Origin of the sequence: Paenibacillus sp. FSL R5-0636, assembly GCF_037974255.1 — a bacterium.
In the GTDB taxonomy this organism is placed as follows: Bacteria; Bacillota; Bacilli; order Paenibacillales; family Paenibacillaceae; genus Paenibacillus_AQ; species Paenibacillus_AQ odorifer.
In genome coordinates, this window is the sequence record NZ_CP150232.1 from 634,528 (window position 1) to 654,903 (window position 20,376).

A 20,376-nucleotide genomic window follows, 5' to 3' on the forward strand; every position below is an offset into this window, starting at 1 on the left:
GAATTCATCCAAATGACAAGTCATAAATGGCCCAGAAGAGCTTCTGTGGCGGCATTATGTGCGGCTGTTGTATTAAATGCAGGGATTGTTCCCGTATCGGCTAACTACACGACTGATTTCTATCATGAAGGCGTAGGCACCGATTACGGGCAGGCGAAGTGGAAGGATAATTCTATTGTTAAGGAAGGCGTTAATTTCAGCGATGTCACCGTCGGAGAAATGATGCAGGCGATTGAAGCTTTTGATTTTGAGGCTTTTGCAAAAGATAATTCCGATTTGCCTTGGCTTGATGCCTTGCTTGTTAACGAAGGTGTCATTCCGGATGATGTCAACGATGAAGTTAGCGCCAATACTCTGTTCAGCCGGGGAAGCGCTTTGTACATGAAGACTCAGGATAATACCAAGCTGGGTTTTGTGGGAACGGTGCATTACGCGGATACTTTGAACAAGGACACGATGTATAACATCACCCTTTCTACAGGAGACTTGGCGGAACAGAAAAATGTGCGGAAGAACTACCCGAGTCATGAGAATCAGACCTACACAAGCGGAGGCCTGGAGATTAACCAGCGGAAATTTATTTCCAGCTATAACAGTGCTGTAACGCTGCTTCAATTGAAGAATCCTACGGCCAGTGATATAACGTTGACGATGAAGGTTAAATCACCTTTCGTCTCAGCGGCTGAGGGTGATGAGCTGGTGGGTTACAGAGTGGCTGCTCCGCTAATGATAGGCAAAGCCGGGCAAAAGGTAGTTGAAGCGATGTCCTACGTGGATGTTCATCTGAGCGGAAACGGCATGAGTCCTTCCGGAAATGAACTGGTTAGAGAGATTACAGTGCCCGCCGGTGGCTCCGTTGACCAAAAGGTAGTCATGGGTTGGCTCGCGGATGAAATACCGGGCTCAAAGCTGCATTATGAGAGCTTTAAGGCTGCTGACAGCAATGACACGGCCTTCTCTGCACAGGTGCGGGAGTACAACGAGTGGTGGGCAGAGAACATTCCATATATCGATGTTCCCGATGAGAATGTGAAGAAGGTACTTTATTATCGTTGGTGGTGTAACCGCTTTAATTTGCTGGATGCCAACATTCCGGGCAATGACTGGCAGTTCCCAATGAACATGGAGGGCGTTCTCGGCTACAACAACGGGATTACGGTCAGTGTACCTTGGGCGATGCAGGATCTGAAATGGCTGCGTGATCCTTCCTACTTGTATGGAACCTGGCTGGCTCAAGGGGAATATTCCGAGAATAAGAATTATAAAAATAATCCCGGACGTCCTAACATCTGGACCTGGGATATGATGCAGAACACGTCGCAAGTAGGCTGGGACGCTTACAAGATTTACGGTGGTGGTCAGGAAATATTGAAGAAGTTCGCTGATTTTTCTGCGACTGATGTTACCGGCACACTTGAACATTTTAAAGGCACTAATCCAAATCTTGTTTATTATAACCATGGTCCGATTACAGGTAATGACGGAGATACCGTATCCATGCACTGGAATGGCAGTGGTAACTATGCCCGCCTGGATGGTTCTTCTACTACCTACGCCAATGCAGTGGCAACAGCGAAGATGTACGAGCAGCTTGGAGATACTGCGGGTGCAGCTAAAATGAACACTGTTGCGCAGAATATTAAGAATTCAATTCTGAATGAGATGTGGTACGACAAGGCTGACTTTGATGGTGACGGTGTGGCAGATACGAATGGTACAGGCAGCTTTTTGCATAAAAAAGTTGTGGGCGGTACCGATGTATTCAACCCTTGGCGGGATAATAACATGTTTGTCTTTAACTTTGGTGTAGTACCAACTGAAGGTGAAGAAGGATATGAGGCGAAATATTTATCTCAGTTGTCTGATTACGCAGATCCGAATTATTATCCGATCTTTCCTTTCTTTACAGCGGATCAGAACAGCATTATGAAGCGGGTAGAAGATTTCAAGAATGGCAAGACGGATGCCTTCGGTACAGACCAGTTCGCATGGTGTAACTTCGGCAACTATATTAATACCGTTCGTGCCTCTCTGCGCTATTATCCTATAGATAATATCAACAGTGACGTTTACAAAACACTGTTTGATTGGGGCGCTTGGTTGCATACAGTGGAACCGGGCAATACGGACCACCTGGACTCTAATGAATTTTTCTGGCTGGAGGATTACTTCTTCGGCACACCATGGACAAAAGACAATCCTCCTAACCCTAGTGGAGATATGGTACGGGCATGGATTCACCACGATACGCTTGGCATGATGAATTACACTGTGGTTGAAGATATGGCGGGTATTCAGCCACGGACAGATGACAAAATCGAGCTATGGCCGATTAATGTCGATTATGACTATTTTGCTGTAGATAACGTGCGTTACCATGATGCTAACTTATCTATCGTATGGCAGGATCCTGCTAAGTATAGTGACAATCCTCATTATCAAGGTATTCCAGCAGGTTATTCGCTCTTCATTAATGATGAACTCGTAATGACAACTAACGAAATGTCCCATCTGATTTATGATACAGCTACTGGCAAGGTGGAAAAACCTTCAGGGGATGTAACTGGGGCCGTTGGCGACAACTCGAAGACACAGGTGTTATATGAAAAAGGCAGTGCTACGACGCTTGCTGCGGCAGATCAAACATCCTTAGCCAGCAATGAGAAGACTGTCGACATGTTTAATAAAGCAGGCGTTGATATTGTTAATAACGGTACGAATCTGGCTGTTGCTTCAGGCACTACTGTTGAATCGACTTATATCAAGAGCGGTTCGAATATCCGCAACCTGGCGGACAATTCGACAATCGCATCAATTAATCATACGTCAAACACAGCTTTATTCGGCGGTTCGCCGAATTCTGTCGATACGGTTACGTTCAAATTTGATGGAGTCCAGGCTGTGGACAATGTAAAAGTCTATTTCTATAATGACCGGCTTCTGAACGGTTATGGTACACCACAGACATTTGGTGTCGAATATCAGGATGCTGATGGAAGCTGGAAACCAGTGGAGGGACAATTCCGCTATCCGGAATATATTGCTTCCAACTATAACAATGTGGAGTTCCAAAAGGTTAATACTGCAGCGATTCGCATTCATGTGACGCATCCGCTGGAACTTGCGACCGCCATCAAGGAGATTCAGATCTACAATAATAATCTGGAGGTTAAGGCGGCTGCCAATCAAGCACCAAAGGTTTATCTAGAAACACCATTGAAGGTTGAGCAAAATGTTCCTCTGACGATTATGCCGCAGATCGTTGATGATGGGTTGCCAAGTGGCAAGCTGACTTATACCTGGGAGAAGATTTCAGGTGAAGGAGAAGTAGAGGAGACAGGGCTTGATAAAGCCATGCTGCAAGCTACCTTTAAGACGACTGGTGAATACGAATACCGCCTGACTGTCAGCGATGGAGAACTGGAAACTGTCGTGAAGGTTCCAGTCACCGTATTTGTAGCTACTGCGGAACTGACAGAGATGATCGCGAAGTTTGCGGATCGGGATTCCGGCAGACTTGTCCGGAACAAGGATGATTTTACTGCGGCAACATGGCAAGAGCTGCAAGCTGCGCTGACTGCTGCCAAGGCATTGCTGGCTCAGGGAGAATATACGCTGGAAGAGATCAAGGTGGCAACGGATCAAATGCGGATGGCGGTGGATAACCTTAGATACAGAAATGCTGCCCTTTTGGCTGCCCCTAGTGCCTCATACACTTCGGCATGGGAGTCTGTGTATGGCATTAATGATGGTTATATCCCTTATACTTCAGCAAGTATTTACAATAGCGAAGCAGAAACTCAGTATGGGAACTGGGGCGGTCCCGGTGAAAGCCACTGGTTGCAACTGACCTGGAAAGAGCCCGTGACTTTGTCAGGCAGCTCCGTGTACTTCTATGATGATGAAGGCGGTGTGCAGGTACCGGGAGATTACAACTTCGAATATTGGGATAAGGATGCTGGAAAATATGTACCGGTAACGGGCTTGAGCGAGAAAGGCAAAGCAAGAAATGCATTTAACGAGGTAACCTTTGACGAGGTGAAGACGGATAAACTCCGTTTGATTCTTAATAAGCAGTCCACCAGTATTTGGACAGGCGTTAAGGAATGGCGGGCTATTTCGTCTAAGCCAGAAGGAGAAGTTCCTGCTCCCGGCGACCATGGTGCGATTGTGAGCATTGAACAGATTGCGGTGAGTACGACAGTTAACGTCGTGCCTACGCTTCCAGCTAAGGTTACAGTAACTTACGCCGATAAAACGACAGGCTTGGCAAGTGTGGTATGGGAGGAAATTCCCCTTAACAAACTCACCATTGCTACAGACTTCACTATATTTGGTAAAGTGGCGGGCACCGATATTGCTGCCAGCTGCCGCATCAGTGTGAGGTACGATAAATCTAAACTTAAAGCAGCCATTGATACAGCGGAAGATCCTTCGGTAAATGAAGAGAATTATACCGGAACGCTTGAGCAATGGGAGGCACTACGCATTGCACTAGAGGCTGCTAAAGCCACTTATGCAAATGACGGTGCTACCGATGGTGATATTAATGTGGCATATTCCAATTTGAAAAATGCCTTTGAAGCCTTACAGCCTGTCGAAGCTCATGATGCAACGATCAGCGGAATCACAATTCCGGGCGGATCTATTGATCAGGTAGCCAAAGAAATTATTTTACCGGATACGACTACGCTTGATGAGCTGAAGGAAGGACTTACTGTTCCGGTAGGGGTTACCTTCGCTGTGTACGAACCCGATAGCATTACTATTGCGGGAGAAATCCAAACGGGTTACAAGGTCATTGTGACGGCACTGGATAAAACAACGACCAGAACGTATACCTTAACATTAGTTTCTGTAAATCCACCTCTCATAACGGCACCCTTGGAGGAGAAGCTTAGAGCAATAGAGACTCTGGATAAGAGCCTTTATGTAGAGGAGAGCTGGAATACTCTTGAGAAAGAGGTAGCACGTGCAGTGATGTTGCTGGAGAGTGGAACTGCCACTCAGGCAGACATTGATGAGGCATTAAGTCAGCTTAATGCGGCGGTTGCGGGCCTGAAGTTGCTTTCAGAAGTTACGCCAACACCTACGCCAACATCAACACCTGTACCGACAGCGACACCAACGCCAACGTCAACACCAAAACCAACAGAGGCACCGGGTACTTATGTGCCGGTAGCTACGGCCAAACCGTCTCCTAGCGCGTCTGCGACAGCCCCTGCTGTAAGCAGTGGTAAAATCGTGGTCCAGACGGTCATCGGAGCAGATGGAAAAGCATTGGCTGAACTCACTGCCGCAGATGTTGAAAAGGCAGCTAAAGATGCAAAGGATGGTATTCTGTCCATTGTCGTGAATCCTGCCGGAAACGCGAAACAAATTGTAATTGAGCTGCCACTGCAGTCACTGGCAGCAGCGGGAAATGTTAAATCCCTCAAGATTGATACAGGAACAGCAAGCATAATGCTGCCGGAAAGTTTCTTGAAGACTTACACAGATGCTAAGAACGGCAAACTTAAGCTTATTGTGGGCACTGGAGATGTATCCGGATTGCCACTGTCGGTAAGCAGTCAGTTGAATGCTGGTACAATTAAAGACATCAGTCTTAGCGTAGACGGTGTGGTTATTCCGAGTGATGTTCTGAAGACAACGGGGATCAAGCTGGCACTTCCTTATACGCTGAAGTCTGGTGAGAAAGCTCATAAAGTAGTGGTTTATTACTTGAACAGTAATCAGCAACTAGAGATCGTTAAGAACGGAAGATTTAATACAGGAACACAGATGCTTGAGTTAACTTTGCCGCAGCTTGGCAGTTATGTAGTGGGTCACTCGAATGTTTCATTCAAAGATATCGCTACAGCTAATTGGGCGGTAAACAGCATTGAAGCACTCGCAGCACGAGGTGCAATCGAAGGGATGGATGCTGAACACTTTAATCCAAGTGGAAATGTGACCCGTGCAGAATTCATCAAAATATTGATGAACGCTTTTGATTTACTAGATGAGACGGCTGTAAGCACATTTACAGACGTTAAGGATGGGGCATGGTATGCCAGTCCGATTGCGAGCGCTCAAAAGCTCGGCATTGTTAAAGGCAAAGCGGATGACAACTTTGGTGCAAGCGAGGAGATTACTCGTCAGGAAATGGCAGTCATGATTTATCGTTTGGCTCAGACGATTAATATCCCATTGACTGCCGGAACAAAGGCTTCTGGTGAAGCATTCTCTGATGTGAATCAGTTGTCTGCGGATGCAGCCAAAGCTGTAGAAGCGATGCGTATTAGTGGAATTATTAACGGTATGACATCCAACCAATTTGGGCCAAACGGTAAGGCTACAAGAGCGCAAGCAGCGACAGTGATCTTCCGCCTGTTTGAGCAGCTTCAATAATCGTGCAGCAATACAAGATATAAAAAACACAGGTGTCCTAGTCATGCCATTGACTGGTGGGGTACCTGTGTTTTTTTGCTGCTGACCGTATGTCCCGAACGCCAGCTTTATTAGTTCAAAGCTGCTAGCTCAAAGGTGCCAGCCCCAAACGCCTAACTCAAAGTTGCTGGCTCAGAGATGCCAGTGCCAAACGCATAGAACAAGCTGGCAACCCCTAAGGCCTAACTCAAAGTTGCTAGCATAGAGATGCCAGCCTCAAACGTCTAGATCGAAGTTGCTATCTCAGAGCTGACAACTCAAAAACACCTAATCACATGCTCGTATCCCCCATGCTCTTAAAACAAACTTTGCTTCATGGTATGTCATTTGCACGCAAGAGATCGCTAACGGACCCAGTAGCCGCTAAACACAGCATTTATCGACTTTTGGCTTGCTATCGGACTCCATAGTCACTATTGGCATGAAAAACGCCCAATATGAGCCTCTTTTGATAAAATAGCTGCACTGGAGTCCGAAAATGTGCCAAAAAGGAGATAAATGAGCAAATAACGCCTCCTGAGTCCGTAAGTGCCTGAGGATGCAAGTGGTGTTATCGCGGCTAAGTCCGTAAGTGTCTGAGGATGTGTTCGGTGTTATTGTGCTAGGTCCGTAAGCTCCCCGGGAAGAGGGTGTTTTGGCGCTAACGGACCCAGTAGCCCCTAAACGTAGCATTTATCGACTTTTGGCGTACTATCGGACCCCATAGTCACTATTGGCATGAAAAACGCCCGGTTTGAGCCACTTTTGATGAGATAGCTGCACTGGAGTCCGAAACTGTTCGCAAAAGGCAATAATTGAGCAAATAACGCCTCCTGAGTCCGTAAGTGCCTGAGGATGCAAGTGGTGTTATCGCGGCTAAGTCCGTAAGCGCCTGATGATGTGTTGGGTGTTATTGTGCGAGGTCCGTAAACCCCAAGGGATGAGTGTGATTCGGCGGTAACGGACCCAGTAGCCCCTAAACGTTGCATTTATGGACTTTTGGCGTGCTATCGGACCCCATAGTCACTATTGGCATGAAAAACGCCCAATATGAGACTCTTTTGATGAAATAGCTGCACTGGAGTCCGAAAATGTGCCAAAAAGGCGATAAATGAGCAAATAACGCCTCCTGAGTCCGTAAGCGCCTTAGGATGTACTTGGTGTTATCTTCCCTAGGTTCATAAGCATTTGAGGATGTACTCGGTGTTGCGTGCCTGAGCCGAAAGCGTCTGAGGATATATGCGGTGTTATCGTGCCTGAGTCCATAAGCGTCTGAGGATGTTATGCGGTGAGTCACTATTGGCATGACCCCAAGGGCTGATTGGGTTACTTACCTGCCGAACCCGGCGTATGGAGTAGTCTCGTTTCTTTCTTGTTGATCCCTTTTCAGTATAATTTTGGCGGATAGGATTTGGAGAGACGGGGGATAATTTCTAGGAAACCTAATTCTGACAGGAGTGACTACTGTGGAGGAACGGCCAGCAGGTGGAAACAGCAATACGTCTCAAAAAAACACAAAATCTGAGCAGACTCTGAGTACGTCACTGGATGAAATGATGACTTTGTTTCGAAACATATTCAAGGACGATGAAACGCTTAGAATCAGAGTGTTTAGCAACATGTTTACTGATAGTCTTCGCTTTGGGTTAGTCTATGTTGACGGAATGGTTGACAAGCATTTGATCCAGGAAGGGATTATTAAGCCTGTTATGGCTTTTGATTTTACCAAAAAGAATTGTGACAATAAAGCCGAGCTGATGGAGAACATCCGGACGCAGGTCATTAGCATTAGTGATGTGGTCGCCTCTGAAGATTTTGATGAAATGATTTATTCGATTATAGCTGGCAAGACCTTACTGCTGATAGACGGCTTTGCGGGTGTTCTGAACATTGGTGCGCAGGGTTGGGAGACGAAAGCTCTTGCGGAACCGGTGACCGAAAAAAGTGTCAAAGGTCCAAGGGAAGGATTTACGGAATCACTGTTAGTGAATCTCACCCTTATTCGTCGCAGGGTGCAAGACTCCGAGTTAAAGTTTGTTTTCAGTTCACTGGGAACACGTTCCAAAACACCGATATGTATCTGTTATATGGAGAGCTTGGCATCACCGGCTATTCTCAAAGAATTACAGAATCGAATTGAACAGATTGACATAGATCTTATTCTGGACACGGCATCTCTGGCGGAATTAATTAGAGACGAACCCTATTCGCCCTTTGAGATGACAGGAAGTACAGAGCGCCCGGATGCCGTAGTCAGTAACATGATGGAGGGCAGAGTTGCCGTGCTTATAGAAGGCAGCCCGTTTGCAATGACCGTTCCCTATCTATTTGTAGAGAATTTTCAAGCCAGCTCGGATTATTACATTAACTTTTATTTTGGTTCGTTCAATCGCATGTTAAGAGTTTTTGGAGCTTTTTTGTCGATCAGTATTCCTGCTCTTTATGTAGCTTTAGTTACCTATAGCCAGGAAATGATCCCCACCATGTTGTTGCTCAGTATTTCTACAGCAAGAGTAGCAGTCCCTTTTCCTACAATAGTAGAGGCGCTATTCATGTTAACTATTTTTGAAATATTAAGAGAGGCGGGCGAGCGGATACCTACCTATATAGGGCAGGCTATCAGTATCGTAGGCGCTCTCGTGTTAGGACAAGCGGCAGTGGAGGCCAGAATAGTGAGTGCTCCAATGATTATTGTAGTCGGTTTAACAGGGATCATGACGCTACTTAATCCTAGGTTGACCGGTCCTTTAATTATCGTAAGAACATTGCTGCTGGGTGCGAGTTTTTTCCTGGGGATATACGGATATTTTCTTGGAATGCTTGGTTTAGTAGTACATTTGATGAGTTTGCGCAGCTTTGGGGTTCCATACATGCTTGAAGTAGGCTCTATCCGTCCTCAGGACATTAAAGATACAGCGATCAGGGCGCCGTGGTGGCATATGTATCTGCGTCCGGCGTTGATTGGGGCACGAAATATGAGGAGAAAAGGTTCCAATAAAGTAAGGAGAAGACCATGAGCAAGCTGAAAAGGATACTTCTGATTGTTATATCCATGATGCTTCTGATCTGCAATACAGGCTGCTGGAACTACTTTGAAATTGACGATATGTCGATTGTTGCTGGGGTCGCAATTGATAAGGGGAAAAAAGACGGTCAGTTATTGGTAACGACAGAAATTGTAGATACGAAGGAAGGGTTGAAATCAAGTCAGGCTGGTTTCAAAATGATTACGCTCGCGGGCGAGACCATGTTTGATATTGTGCGGGGGATGATCTCGATTACTGGAAAAAAGTTATTTTGGAGCCATTCTAAGGCGATTATCCTCAGTGAGGAGATTGCAAGGGAGGGAGTCACCAAAGTAATTGATTGGTACAACAGGGATACGGAAACCCGATCAGATGTGTATATCTTTGTCGCTAAAGACAAACCGGCTCAAGAAATCATAAGCCTAAGTAGTTCAACTGAGAGTATTATGTCTTACGCACTTGCACAGCAGATGAGAACTGAGAAGAATGTCAGCACAGCGCCTGTTGTGGAAATCTGGGACTTCATTGACAAGCTTGAGGCTTCTGGAGAATATGCTATCGCTCCGTTAATTTATGTCCATGAACAAAATAAGATGAAGAATGCACGAGTTAGCGGAACAGCTATATTCAAAATGGATAAAATGATCGGTATGATCAGTGGCGAAGAAACGAAATACATGCTGTTTGCCAACAATCAAATCCAGGGAGGTGTGTTAATCGTAAAGGATGAAAGTGGAGAGCCTAACTTTTCGCTCGAGATTTTATCCAATCGCACAAAAATAAAACCTGTATGGGTAAATGGTAAGCTCCAAATAAAACTTAATACACTGACACATGCCGGATTGGACGAGGTCAAATCTTCGGGCGAATTCAATAGTCTGGACAGCAAGAAGACGATAGAAAGGTGGGCTGAAAAAGAACTAGAAGAGCAGATTTTCTCAGTTATTCATAAGGTTCAGAAGGATTACCATGCAGATATTTTTGGGTTTGGAGAGCTCCTTCATGAGAAAATGCCGCGGACCTGGGAGAAAATCGAGAAAAACTGGGTGAAAGAATTTTCCAACGTAGAAGTAGTAGTGAATTCCAAGGTGATTATTGAGAACAGTGCACAAACGACAAGGTCTATCAAGATTCATCAAAAATAGGTGATAATATTGGTTGTGGTGGTCATGTTTATCTATGTAGTAATTGTTTTAATCGATCCTTATGGTCTGTGGAAGCAGGGGATGAAGCGGGATTTTTATGTTTCTTCTGCATTATGTCTAATTTCATTCTGTATTGCCTTTGCATTGGCAATGAGATGGTCGATTCCTAGTCCGTCACCATTCCTTGTGTATTGGATCAAGAAGCTATTCTAGGTATTAGCCTAAAGGGAGAATAGAGTATGAATAAAGAGATCATATCAACAGGGCATGCTATTAGTATTGCTGTCTTATTTATTATGGGGACTTCAATATTTATGGGCGTACCGGGACAATCCGGTAACAGTAACTGGATCGCCGTATTGTTAGCTATGGTGCTGGTTGCCCCACTTTTGCTGATATATGCCAGACTCCACGTCCTATTACCGGGTAAGGATCTATTTGATATGTTGATTACCGTGTTTGGCGGAATCCTGGGTCGAATCATCTCCACTCTTTATATATGGTATTCCTTTCATTTGGGGGTACTAATTATTAGAAACTTTGGAGAATTCAGTCGCACAATTACCTTAACGGATACCCCTATGTTAGCACCTATGATATGTCTGGGACTATTGTGTGTTTGGGTGGTTAAGGCGGGGATTGAAGTGATGGGGAGAAGCGCTAAGCTCCTGTTGCTGTTTGCTGTATTTGTTAATTTAGTACTGATAACACTCGCCTTTTCCAGACTGGAATATCATCATTTACTTCCTCTGTTGGACAAAGGCTGGCAGCCTTTATTAAGCGACACTCTGGGTACTTTTTCTTTTCCATTTGCGGAGATTGTAATATTTCTGGGAGCATTCAGTAATTTATCGGACAAGAGCTCAATACGGAAGATATTATTTGGTAGTCTAGTAATTTCAGGGGTGATTATCATTATGGCTACTTTGCGTAACCTGTTGATGCTGGGTCCTGAAGTTCTATCCAGTTTATATTTTCCCGCTTATGTGTCTGCTGGCCGTATTAATGTAGGTGATTTTCTGACCCGAATTGAAGGTTCATCGGCAGTTGCTTTTGTAATCACTACTTTTATCAAGACAAGTTTATGTCTGTATGTAGCGAGTAGTGGGATAGCAAAAGTACTTAAGCTCAAGAGTTACCGCTCTGTTGTGCTTCAGATGGGACTACTCATGATCTATTTTGCGGATTTTGTGTACAAGGATATTATGGAAATGTACTATTTTTCTTACCATATTTATAAAATATACGCCTTTCCTTTTCAGGTGATTATTCCACTGATGTTATGGATTTGCGCTGAAATTGTTGTGAGCCGGCGTAAAAATAAACAGCTAGCGCCGCAGTCACAGCAATAGCTCTAATAGGAGGATACAGGTGTCTCGTAAGCCTTAAAGTGGCTGGTTGCCCGTGTCTTTTTTTATTTCGTTTTATTTGATCACATTTACGCTTTTAAAGCCGCGGGAAATGTGCAAATAGCGTCCTCTGAGTCCGTAAGTTTCAGGAGAAGGCGATGATGCTATAATGATAGATACATAGATAGAGTTTACTTTTTTATTGAGAACAGGGGAGCTGATCTATCATTGAATACATATATTCTTATATATGATAGCTTTGTGCAGTTTGAGGTTACATTGGCAGCTTATTTTATGAAAACAAAGGGCGAGGTCTATACCTTAAGCTTGGAAGATAAGGCGGTAATTTCCTGCGAGGGTTTTTCTGTGAATCCATTAGTATTGGTTGAAAATGTGGACGTTAGCACCATAGATTTATTGATTATCCCTGGTGGGGAAACAGATAATTTAATAGGGCAGGAGGCTCTATTAGATTTAATCAGAAGCCTGAATCGAGCAGGAAAAGTCATCGCGGGCATTTGCGGTGGGGTATCCATTCTTAAGGCTGCCGGAGTACTGGATGGTAAGGTTTATGTGGACAATGAATCTGGGGTATCTAACGTCGTTGTCGATGGAACAATCATTACCGCTAAACCGAATGGATATGTAGACTTTGCGCTTGAAATTGGGCGAATAATGAGTATCTATAAAGATGAGGCAGATTTGCAAGAAACGATAGATTTCTTTAAACATTTTAAATCCGTCTAAGGAGTAGAAGAGGGGAAACATGTATGAACGTTAGCAATATCATTATGTCCTCTTATTGGGGTAGAGAGGTTAAACATAAATATATCACCCAAGGGTCCAAAGCGCTGGCTGTTATTTTTCCGGGTAAAAATTATTCAGCTGATCGCTCTCTGCTAGATTATGCGGCTAAAGCTGCCCGGGAGCATAATTGTGATGTTCTGCTTTTAGAATATGGTTACCAGAGTGCAAGGGTGGATTTCAAACGTGAAGAAATGAGTATTATCATTGAGGAATGTAAAGCTGTGATCGCTTCTCTTCCGGATTATAAGAGATTTCTTTTTATAAGTAAAAGCATGGGCGCTGTTATTGCAGGTAGAATAGCTGAAGAGCTAGAAATACAGAAGAAGACGTCTCATCTATATATCACCCCGTTGCCTGAGGCGGTGCCGCTGATTCAGCGGAGTCGTGGTACTGTAATCTATGGCGGCAGTGACCCCTTATTTGGTCAAGAACATTCCGGTGAAATTAGTGGGCTGAATCATTTGAAGGTGTATAGAATCGATGATGCTAATCATTCGCTGGAGGTAGGCAGTGTCAATGAGTCACTAGCTATACTGTTGGTCATCATTAATTTCTATCATGAGTTTTTCCGTGATGCTTTAAATACATAACTTTAGGAGATGATGATTGTGATTTTGGAAGCTGCGATGCTGCAAGTAAAGCCTGGTTTGACTACTGAATTTGAGCAAAGCTTCAAGGAGGCGTCAAGTTTAATCTCCTCGATAGAGGGTTATATGGGCCATGAATTACAACATTGCTTGGAGGATGATCATAAGTATCTGTTGCTGGTGAAGTGGAGAACGCTTGAAGACCACACTGTTGGTTTTAGAGAATCCAGCCAATATCAGGAATGGAAAGCACTCCTTCACCATTACTACGACCCATTTCCGGTAGTTGAGCATTTTACCCGCATTAATCTGGACTAAATGGAGGATACCGAATGAAGGCGAAGCTTGTTGGGGAAGGCAGAACAGCGGAGATCTGGCAACATGACGATCAGAGGATTCTTAAATTGTACCGGGAGGATATAGCAGAGCAACACGTCAGCCGGGAATATAAAATCAGCCGGTTTGTACATGCGCGGGGTGTTCGGACCCCTCAGCCTTTTGAGCTTATTACTGAACAGAATCGACAAGGTATCGTTTTTCAACAAATTCAGGGTCCCTCTTTACTAAAGGTGATGGGTGAGAAGCCTTGGAAAGTTACCCAATATGCCAGGCTGATGGCGGGGCTTCATTGTGATTTGCATAAGCTTGAAACTACAGAGGAAATCGGCCAGCAAAAGGATATGCTGAAAAGTCAGATCATGGTTGCCCCTATGCTGAGCGAAGAGGAAAAATCCGTCATTTTGAAGTATCTGGAGAAGCTGCCGGAAGGCACTCGTTTATGTCATGGGGATTTTCATCCCGACAATGTGCTTATGGATGAACAGCTCTGGGTGATCGACTGGATGACGGGTGTAGTGGGAGAACCTGCTGGAGATGCTGCGCGTTCCGTAGTGATGTTCAGTTTGGGAGCTATGCCTCCGGGAGCTTCTGCCTTCTCCAAATTAATGTTAGGTTTTATAAGAAAAAGATTAACTAAGGGATACATTCAAGAGTATCTCAGATTATCAGGACACACTTATGAGGACGTAGACCGCTGGATTTTGCCGATCGCGGCCGCGCGTCTGGTGGAGGGGCTTTCGCCTCCAGAGAAGGAGCTGCTGGTAAAAGAAGTTCGTAAACGTCTACACACCTTAGCCGCAGAGGTAAGCTGATCATGGCACAAAACGGAGGCGTATTCTATGACTACCTATATAGCGCTGCTGCGTGGAATTAACGTCGGCGGGAACAAAATTATTAAAATGCTGGACCTGAAGGCGATGTTTCAAGCTCTTGGATTTGCAAATGTACGAACGTATATTCAGAGCGGAAATGTCGTATTTGAGAGTGATGAAGGTTCGGTGAGCCTGCTTAGCGGAGTCATTGAACGTCAGATTCATGAGGTTTTTGGATTCGAGGTCTCTGTTATTATCCGTACTTTAGCGGAGATGGAGAACGTGATCGCTAACGATCCCTTTCAGCTCTCCGAGCCAGAGGAATTCAAAAGATGGTATGTTACTTTTTTACCAGCCGAGCCTTCAGCGGAAGCATTGGATAAACTGCGCACTTATGAGAATGGACCGGATAAGGTGCGTTTTGTCGGCAGAGAGATGTATATATTATATGAGGTCAGTGTGAGCCAATCGCCGCTTTTTAAAGTCCCTTTTGACAAAATACTCGGGATGCCCATTACCGCACGCAACTGGAACACGGTGAATAAGCTTGTTGCCATAGGCAAGATGGAATAACATAGTTTGGATTGAAAAGAGTACCGAAAGGCTCCACATTGTGGGGTCTTTTTTGCGTTCTGGCAGCCTCATTTATTCAGCAAACATTCAGCTTGCACTCATTGAGAGTTAAGGTATGGATGAAATAATACACCTACGGAAAGCTTGGGCCGGAGTTACAGAACTGCCGGCATATAGAATGATCAAGGGATAGGAGTGAATGGAGATGAGTTTTGCTAAAAAAATAAGCTCGGATCTTATACTGTGGCTCATTTTAATACTCGCTGCTTTTTTGTACGGTTATGGAGTTTGGAATGACCACTATGTGAATACATACTACACCACTGCTGTGGGAAGTATGCTGCAAAACTTTCATAATTTCTTCTTCGCTTCACTCGACTCTGCGGGTTCAGTCACGGTGGATAAACCACCGGTCACCTTTTGGATTCAGACTCTTAGCGCGCTCATCTTCGGGCTTCATGGCTGGAGTGTAATTTTGCCTCAGGCGCTTGGGGGCGTGGGCTCCGTGTTGCTCGTATACCTTCTGGTTAAACCTACCTTTGGTAAAGCGGCAGCACGTTTAGCAGCGCTGGCCATGGCAACAACTCCAGTAGCGGCGGCTGTTAGCCGGACGAATAACATTGATGCTTTGTTAGTATTCACGTTACTGTTGGCGGTTTGGTTTTTATTTAAAGGAACGAAGAGTAATAAGCTGGGCAGTCTCCTTGCCGCATTCGCTTTAATCGGTGTTGGGTTTAATGAGAAGATGCTGCAGGCTTATATGGTTTTGCCGGCTTTTTATCTCTTTTATGTCTTGGCTGCGAAAGTGAACTGGAAGCGAAAAACTGGAGTATTAGCGGCCTCGACAGCTATATTACTCGTGGTCTCGTTATCCTGGGCAGTGATAGTGGATTCGATTCCCGCTAGTAAACGACCTTATATCGGCAGCAGCGGTACTAACTCCGTGCTCAATCTTGCCTTTGGTTATAATGGTGTCGCGCGATTGACGGGTGATCGGGGAACAGGTGGCGGAGGTGGAATGCCTTCAATGAATGGTGGTGAGATGCCGAACATGAATGGCGAGATGCCAGCTATGAACGGTGAAAGACCCGCTATGAACGGGGCAGATGCTGAAAATGGTACGGATAGCGGACGTGGAGCATTTTCGGGTCGGCAAGGCATAAATTCAACCTCAGACGGTCAAAATGGCGCCGATGATGGAGGTTCACCAGGGCAACCACCCGGCGGTGGAACAGATAATCAAAACCGGCAATTTGGTGGTGAAGGTGGGGGCCAAGGACAACGCAGCGGCATGAATGGCGGCGGAGGTGGAATGTTCAATACTGGAACCGCAGGTCCACTGCGCCTGTTCCAATCAGAGCTGTCAGGTCAGGCAAGCTGGATGTTGCCTTTTGTATTGTTTGGTTGTATTGGATTATTCGCTAATCTGCGGAGAAGGAACTTTACGCAAGGGCATAAAGAAGCTCTATTCTGGTTAGCATGGCTGGTCCCGGTGATGGGATTCTTCAGTATTGCGGGATTCTTCCATCAATATTATCTGGTGATGATGGCTCCGCCGATAGCCGCGCTGGTCGGTGCAGGCTGGTCAAAGCTCTGGAGTCTGTATCGCGAGCACTCTGGTTGGCTGTCATGGCTATTGCCAGTTGCGACGCTGGTTACAGCAGTTTTTCAATGGTACATTATTCATCCTTATGACGATACGATTGGCAGGGGCTGGTCGATTGGCATTCTGGCAGCCGGTATAGTTGTTTCTTTGGTGCTGGTCGTTCTTAAAGGCAAGCAGAAGCCATTTGTTTTCTCGGCAAGTATTGTCGCTGTACTAGTATTGTTAATTGGCCCGCTCTACTGGGCAGCTACCCCAATTACTTATGGCCTGAATAGCCAAACCCCTGAAGCAGGACCAGGCAGCAGTGAGGGCAGAGGAGGAATGGGCGGCAATTCTAGCAACTTTGGGCGTAATAGCGCCACAAGTGCGAATGAGAGTCTGCTGTCCTATCTGGAGGAAAATAATACTGGGGAGCCTTATCTGTTTGCCGTATTGGATTATGGCACAGCAGCTCCTTATATCGTCGATAAGGGGGCATCGGTTGTTATTCTGAACGGTTTTTCCAATTCGGACACAGTATATACCACAGATACCCTAAAGGCGTTAGTAGAGAGTGGCAAGGTGAAATACTTCCTGCTGAGCAGCGGCGGTATGGGTGGTGGACGTGGAGGGAATTCTACGCTATCTACCTGGATTACCGACAATGGCACAGAGGTTCCAGCAGCGGATTGGGCAGGAAACGACGCTGGCAACAGCGGAACGTTATACAAAGTTACAGTTAACTAGTTCAGTGTTTTAGGATACGAAGCGTGCTAATACATTTGCAGGCACGCTTCAGCATTCAAATTAAAGGAGGAGCTGCTCATGAGTATCAACGTGCGCTATTCCATTATTATACCGATGTTTAATGAAGAGGCAGTCATTCAGGAAACGTATCGTCGTATTAAAAAAGTGATGGCAATGACGGAGGAAGTATATGAGCTGATCTTCGTGAATGACGGCAGCACAGACAACTGTGCCCAGATGATCGAGGAATATAGCTATTGGGATGAGAGTGTGAAGCTGATCGATTTGTCACGTAACTTTGGACATCAGATCGCTATTACTGCCGGAATGGACTATGCCCTTGGGGATGCAGTTGTCATTATTGATGCTGATTTGCAAGACCCGCCTGAATTGATCTTGGACATGATTGCAGAATGGAAGAAGGGGTATGAAGTTGTATATGCTAAACGGGTGAAGCGAAACGGTGAATCCTTATTCAAAAAGTGGACGGCCAGCCTGTTTTATAGAATTCTGCGTTATTCAACCGATATTTCTATCCCTGTGGATACAGGTGATTTTCGGCTCATAGATCGTAGGGTTTGCGAAGAGCTCAAACGTCTACCGGAGAAAAACCGTTTCGTACGCGGACTGGTCAGCTGGGTTGGTTTCCGTCAGAAGGCGATTGAATATGAACGGGATGAACGTCTGGCGGGGGAAACAAAATATCCACTAAAACGTATGATCAAGCTCTCTTTGGACGGAATCACCTCCTTTTCTTATAAGCCGCTGAAGCTGGCAGGATATTTGGGCGCACTGCTGTCGGCTTCTGGTTTTCTGTACCTTATGTATGTATTGTACCTGGTAATTTTTACAGACTCAGTCGTTAAGGGCTGGGCTTCGATGATTGGAATTACGCTGACCTTTAATGGCTTCGTACTCATTATGCTAGGAATACTAGGTGAGTATATCGGCCGGATTTATGATGAAACTAAGGGACGTCCGCTTTATATTGTCCAAGAGTTCTATGAAGGTAAGGGGCAGCAAAAGAATGTTCGTGAGCACCCTGTGACCCATCTCCGTAAATAAACTGCAAGGGAGGGATTCCTGATGAAGATTAGAAAAGCTGTCATTCCCGCCGCGGGCTTAGGCACTCGTTTCCTGCCTGCAACTAAGGCTCAGCCAAAAGAAATGCTGCCCATTGTGGATAAACCAGCGATTCAATATATCGTAGAGGAAGCCGTTCGGTCTGGTATTGAAAGTATTATCATCGTGACCGGCCGTAATAAGAAGTCGATTGAAGATCATTTTGATAAATCGGTGGAGCTGGAGCAGACGCTTCTGGAAAAAGGGAAAGAGGATCTACTTCGTGAAGTCCAGCTAATTAGTGAGCTAGCGAGCATCCATTACATTAGGCAAAAGGAGCCGCTGGGACTAGGCCATGCCATCCTTTGTGCGGAACAATTTATCGGTGATGAACCTTTTGCTGTTCTGCTTGGTGACGATATCATGGTCTCGGAGGACCCGGCGCTGTTGCAGATGATGAGATTGTATGAGCAAGAGGAGCAGACCATCGTCGGTGTGCAGCATGTGCCACGGCAGGAGGTTAACAAATATGGGATTATCTCCTCCAGCGGCCCACTAAATGGAGTTCATGAAGTAAAAGGATTGGTAGAGAAGCCCTCGCCTGAAACAGCTCCTTCAGAGTATGCCATTATGGGGCGATATATTTTGGAGCCTTCGATATTCACAGTGCTGGCTAACCTCGAACGTGGAGCGGGCGGTGAATATCAACTGACGGATGCTTTGCACGAGGTATGCCGGCATGAAGGATTGCTGGCGCTCGATTTAATCGGCAAGCGTTATGATATTGGTGATAAATTCGGTTACATTAAGGCCACGCTGGAGGTAGGTTTGATGCGGGAGGATTTGCGCCCATTATTGGTTCCGTATTTGCAGGAGCTGGCTGCTAGTCTTAAGGGAAGAGAAGAAGAAGTGGACTCCTTGCATCGGAGTATACACAGTTGAGGGAGAGGAACTGTTTCAAATGATCATAACATCGGCTTCGGCGGTGGCATGAGGTTTTGAAGCAGTTTTTTTGCGTGTGGTGTTCAATGGGCAGGTGAGGGACGAGCAAATAGGTGTACTTTATACAATTAAAAGTATGGGGGGACAGCTGCAAATCGATTTAGTTGCACTTGATACATCTATATCTTCACATCTTAGCTATAATGCTCATTTAGCCTGTTTTTAGTTGCATAAAATACACTTAAAACAGCCGTGTGGGTGTTATTGTTTGAAATAGCTGCATCAAGTGCAGTTATTTTAAAATCTCGTAACTTGGTTCTCCTTGGTGACGAAAAAATCCGGAAGACCGATTCCTAAGAATCATCCTCCGGATTATGATTTGAGTACTGAAGATTAAGCTTTCAACACATCATGATCAACGTAACGCGCGCCATTTAACTCGCTAATTACATTAATAGCTACCTTCGCACCATCGCCTGCGGTAATAATGGCATGTACACTTACTCCAGCAACAGTACCAGCAGCCCAAATACCTGCGATATTCGTTTTGCCTTCAGCATCAACGGCTACTACAGTTTTGATTCTTGGCTCTGTACCATCCTTAGTCTCTACGCCAGCTTTGGCAGCTAGATCTGTAAGGGCGCCTGTGGCAAGAATAACATGTTTTGCTTCATAGATAATTCCATCTTCAGTTTCAATGACAAAACCGTTGCCGCTGGAGGTGAGGTTGATAGCCTGCTCGGAAACCAGCTCAGCGCCAAATTTAACGGCTTGCTTATGCCCAGTTTCGACCAGCTCAGGACCACCTACTTCGGAAATTCCATAAAAGTTCTCAAACCAACCTCTGCGGGTCATGCCCTTATCGTTGTCGATCAGCAGCGTTTTTTTGCCCGCCTTGGCGGCGAACAGGGCTGCGCTTGCACCGGCAGGACCGGCGCCAATTACGGCGATTTCGTACATGTATTTACCTCCTAAAAGTTTTGTGGAGCGATGC

At 45.4% G+C, this 20,376-nt stretch carries 14 protein-coding genes; 13 read left to right on the forward strand and 1 reads right to left on the reverse strand.

Going from position 1 to position 20,376, the window contains the following annotated elements; all coding sequences use genetic code 11:
• The first annotated feature begins 12 nt into the window (after window positions 1–12).
• The 13 genes from MKX34_RS02835 (at window position 13) to galU (ending at window position 19,382) form a co-directional block, all read left to right on the forward strand.
• A complete protein-coding gene (locus tag MKX34_RS02835) occupies window positions 13–6,390 on the forward strand; it encodes an S-layer homology domain-containing protein (RefSeq protein ID WP_076103913.1) in 6,378 nt (2,125 codons plus the stop codon).
• Between the two features lie 1,475 nt (window positions 6,391–7,865).
• Complete coding sequence (locus MKX34_RS02840; RefSeq protein WP_076105946.1) at window positions 7,866–9,425, forward strand: spore germination protein; 1,560 nt, start codon at window positions 7,866–7,868, stop codon at window positions 9,423–9,425.
• Complete coding sequence (locus MKX34_RS02845; RefSeq protein WP_036676759.1) at window positions 9,422–10,579, forward strand: Ger(x)C family spore germination protein; 1,158 nt, start codon at window positions 9,422–9,424, stop codon at window positions 10,577–10,579. The genes MKX34_RS02840 and MKX34_RS02845 overlap by 4 nt, the downstream gene beginning before the upstream one ends.
• 24 nt (window positions 10,580–10,603) lie before the next feature.
• The gene (locus MKX34_RS02850; RefSeq protein ID WP_143760483.1) at window positions 10,604–10,792 is read left to right on the forward strand and encodes a hypothetical protein; all 189 of its coding nucleotides are present in this window, start codon (window positions 10,604–10,606) and stop codon (window positions 10,790–10,792) included.
• A gap of 26 nt (window positions 10,793–10,818) precedes the next feature.
• A complete protein-coding gene (locus tag MKX34_RS02855; protein WP_076105948.1) occupies window positions 10,819–11,931 on the forward strand; it encodes an endospore germination permease in 1,113 nt (370 codons plus the stop codon).
• Between the two features lie 225 nt (window positions 11,932–12,156).
• Entirely contained in the window at window positions 12,157–12,675 is a 519-nt protein-coding gene (locus tag MKX34_RS02860) for a DJ-1/PfpI family protein (RefSeq protein WP_076105951.1), read from the forward strand.
• Between the two features lie 23 nt (window positions 12,676–12,698).
• Complete coding sequence (locus tag MKX34_RS02865; protein ID WP_036676765.1) at window positions 12,699–13,325, forward strand: alpha/beta hydrolase; 627 nt, start codon at window positions 12,699–12,701, stop codon at window positions 13,323–13,325.
• Between the two features lie 18 nt (window positions 13,326–13,343).
• Window positions 13,344–13,640, forward strand: coding sequence for an antibiotic biosynthesis monooxygenase (locus MKX34_RS02870; protein ID WP_036676767.1), 297 nt, complete (start codon window positions 13,344–13,346; stop codon window positions 13,638–13,640).
• Between the two features lie 14 nt (window positions 13,641–13,654).
• On the forward strand, window positions 13,655–14,473 hold the full coding sequence (locus MKX34_RS02875) for an aminoglycoside phosphotransferase family protein (RefSeq protein ID WP_038568584.1): 819 nt from the start codon (window positions 13,655–13,657) through the stop codon (window positions 14,471–14,473).
• A 27-nt stretch (window positions 14,474–14,500) separates the two neighbouring features.
• Window positions 14,501–15,046: a DUF1697 domain-containing protein gene (locus MKX34_RS02880; protein WP_036676770.1), complete on the forward strand. Its 546-nt coding sequence runs from the start codon at window positions 14,501–14,503 to the stop codon at window positions 15,044–15,046.
• A 205-nt stretch (window positions 15,047–15,251) separates the two neighbouring features.
• Entirely contained in the window at window positions 15,252–17,378 is a 2,127-nt protein-coding gene (locus tag MKX34_RS02885; RefSeq protein ID WP_076105953.1) for a glycosyltransferase family 39 protein, read from the forward strand.
• Window positions 17,379–17,456: 78 nt separating this feature from the next.
• Window positions 17,457–18,443, forward strand: coding sequence for a glycosyltransferase family 2 protein (locus MKX34_RS02890; protein WP_036676773.1), 987 nt, complete (start codon window positions 17,457–17,459; stop codon window positions 18,441–18,443).
• 18 nt (window positions 18,444–18,461) lie between these two features.
• Window positions 18,462–19,382: a UTP--glucose-1-phosphate uridylyltransferase GalU gene (gene galU / locus MKX34_RS02895; RefSeq protein WP_218641946.1), complete on the forward strand. Its 921-nt coding sequence runs from the start codon at window positions 18,462–18,464 to the stop codon at window positions 19,380–19,382.
• A 393-nt stretch (window positions 19,383–19,775) separates the two neighbouring features.
• Here galU and MKX34_RS02900 read toward each other — a convergent pair whose 3' ends face one another.
• Complete coding sequence (locus MKX34_RS02900; protein WP_036676776.1) at window positions 19,776–20,342, reverse strand: FAD-dependent oxidoreductase; 567 nt, start codon at window positions 20,340–20,342, stop codon at window positions 19,776–19,778.
• Window positions 20,343–20,376 lie beyond the last annotated feature (34 nt).